The sequence below is a fragment of the Amycolatopsis rhizosphaerae genome (assembly GCF_007713715.1).
GTDB classification, from domain to species: domain Bacteria; phylum Actinomycetota; class Actinomycetes; order Mycobacteriales; family Pseudonocardiaceae; genus Amycolatopsis_E; species Amycolatopsis_E rhizosphaerae.
In genome coordinates this window covers 1-2,398 of record NZ_VJWX01000732.1, presented here as the reverse complement: position 1 = coordinate 2,398, position 2,398 = coordinate 1, and the positions used below count along the sequence as shown (strand labels likewise).

Sequence of the window (2,398 nt, the reverse complement as noted above, 5' to 3'; positions counted from 1 at the left end):
CGTGCGAGGCCAGGTCGAAGATCCGTCGCTCGATGCGGGACCGGCCGATCTCGTCCCACAGCTCGGCAGCCGCGGCGAGTGCGGCACCACGGGCGATGCTGGCACTGCCCGCGCTCTGCAGATAGTCCCCGATGTTGCAGCTCGCGACGGTGGTGGTGGTCCGGGGAGGCGGCTCACCGGCCATCGGATACCAGGTCGACACGATGGGCCAGATCGTCGGCAGTGGCAGCGGGTTGTGCTCGGGGAAGACCTTGTTGCGGACGTAGAGGATTCCGGTCCCGAGCGGGCCGCACTGGAACTTCGAACCCGAGCAGGAGATGAAGTCGGCGCCGAAGGCCCGGAAGTCGCAATCGAGCATGCCGGGGAGCAAGGCGCCGTCCACCACCGTGATCAAGCCGTGCCGCTGGGCAAGCTCGCAGAGCGCCCGGATCGGCATCATGGTTCCGGTGAACAGGGTGATCCCGGAGAACGCGAGCACCCTGGTTCGCGGGGTGATCGCCCGCTCGAACAGTTCGATGATCTCCTCGGCCCGGACGTCCCAGCCGGACGGAGGGGTGATCGTCCGCAGGGTTATTCCGTGCCGGTTGCGGACGAGGTTGAAGTTGGACAGCACCGAGTAGCACTCGTGGCTGGTGGTGAGCACCTCGTCGCCTGCCCGGAGGTCCAGGCCGTTGATCACCCGGGCGACCCCCTCGGTCGCGTTGTGGCAGATGACGATCTCGTCCTGATCGACGCCGAAGGCTCGGGCCAGCGTTTCCCGGTGGCCGGTGTACATGCCCGGCGGGTAGACGTTCATCAGTCCCCCGGTCCACTCCCGCGTCACCCGGTCGTTGACCTCCAGCACTTCGTACGGCAGTGCGCCGACGGTGCCGGTGTTGAGGTGGGTGACGCTGCGGTCGAGTGCGAAGAGGTCCCGGATGGCGTCCCAAGAGGCGTCGTGCAGCCGACGCCCGCCCCACGCCGGACGGGTCGCGGTGGAGGTCATGCGGCTCCTCCTGACGGTCGGCCCTGGCCGGCGTGGATCATCGCGAGCACGGTGAGCAGCAGGCTGCGGGCCTCGATGTTGACCTGACAGCTGGTGGTGACGAGATCGGCGAGCTGGCGGGCGGTGATCCAGAGGTATCCGGGCGGCTGCGGATCGAGGGGCGTCGACGGATCCTGCTCGACGATGAGATGGCGGGTGGTCGCGTGGTGGAAACGGCCTCCCTCCTCGGACTGGCGGGAGTCGTGCAGCACGCGTTCCGGCGGAGTGGCCAGCACCGCATCAAGGAAGTCCGGCCGACCGGGCGTGCCCGGTGGGAAGTTCGATGGCGTGCACTGCACGGTGGGGCCGACCTCCACACCGGTCCGGTAACCGGGGCGCACGTCCGCCTTCACCAGCAGGTGCACGGTGCCGCCTACCCGTCGGGTCACCAGTGCGACCAGCCCGGCGCCGCACGGGGCCAGCAGCGGCTGTGACCACGCGCCCACCTCGCGGCTGTCCGCGGCGACATCGACACCGATGATCCGGAACCAGCGGCCGCTGAGGTGCGCGATCTGCGACTCGTCGCGGAACCAGCCGCCACCGGCGGTGGCGGCGAGCGGGATGCGCTCGACCGAAAGGGACCGCCGGTCGCGTTGCTCGCGCAGCCAGCGGTGGATCTCGGCGGCGTCGTGCGGCGGCTGGTGCCCGGGGGAGCCGAGCGATTCCGCCGATGCGGGGCCGTCCAGCGCGAGTGGCAGACAGGACAGCACGGTCCTGGTGTCCATGTTGACGATGTCGGGGTGGCGCAGCAGGCCGAGGATCTCGGCGAGGGTGAACCAGCGGTAGTCCTCGTGCACGTCGACGGGCTCGTCCACTTCGACGACGACGTTGCGGTTGCGCTTACCGAGGAACCACGAGCCCTGCTCGGACTGCAGGATGTCGACCAATGTCCGCCCGGGGTGGTCATCGATGAAGTACTCGACGTAGCGCGAGGTCTTGCCCCGGTGCGCCCGGGAGTAGTTGCTCGGTGTGGACTGCACCGTGGGGGACAACTGGACCAGGCCGATGTTGCCGGGCTCCATCTTGGCCTGCATCAGGAAGTGCAGCACGCCGTCGATCTCGCGGGCCAGGATACCCAGCACGGCGACGTCGTCCTGCCGGATGATCGGCTGGCGCCAGCGGCTGGTTCCGTCACGGCTGGTGACCTCCACCCCCTCGACACTGAAGAACCGGCCACTGCGGTGGACCAGGTCACCGTCCTGCGGACGGAACGACCACCCGTCGAGCCGGGCGAACGGGACGGGAGCCACTCGGAAGCTGCCTTTGCGGCGGCGCTCGCGCAGCCAGCGCAGGGCGTTCCGGGCGCCGTCGGAGGGGGCGGCGGCCGAGGCGGCGAGGCGGGCCGCGAGGCCGGGTCGGTGCGGGGTGTGGGTG

General features: G+C 69.7%; 2 protein-coding genes. Both read right to left on the bottom strand.

What is annotated here, in order from left to right; all coding sequences use genetic code 11:
* On the bottom strand, window positions 1-985 hold a 985-nt coding region (locus FNH05_RS36160), incomplete at its 3' end, for an aminotransferase class V-fold PLP-dependent enzyme (protein ID WP_144593336.1).
* A partial coding sequence (locus tag FNH05_RS36155; protein WP_144593335.1) for an NDP-hexose 2,3-dehydratase family protein occupies window positions 982-2,398 on the bottom strand: 1,417 nt, incomplete at its 5' end. The genes FNH05_RS36160 and FNH05_RS36155, both read right to left, overlap by 4 nt.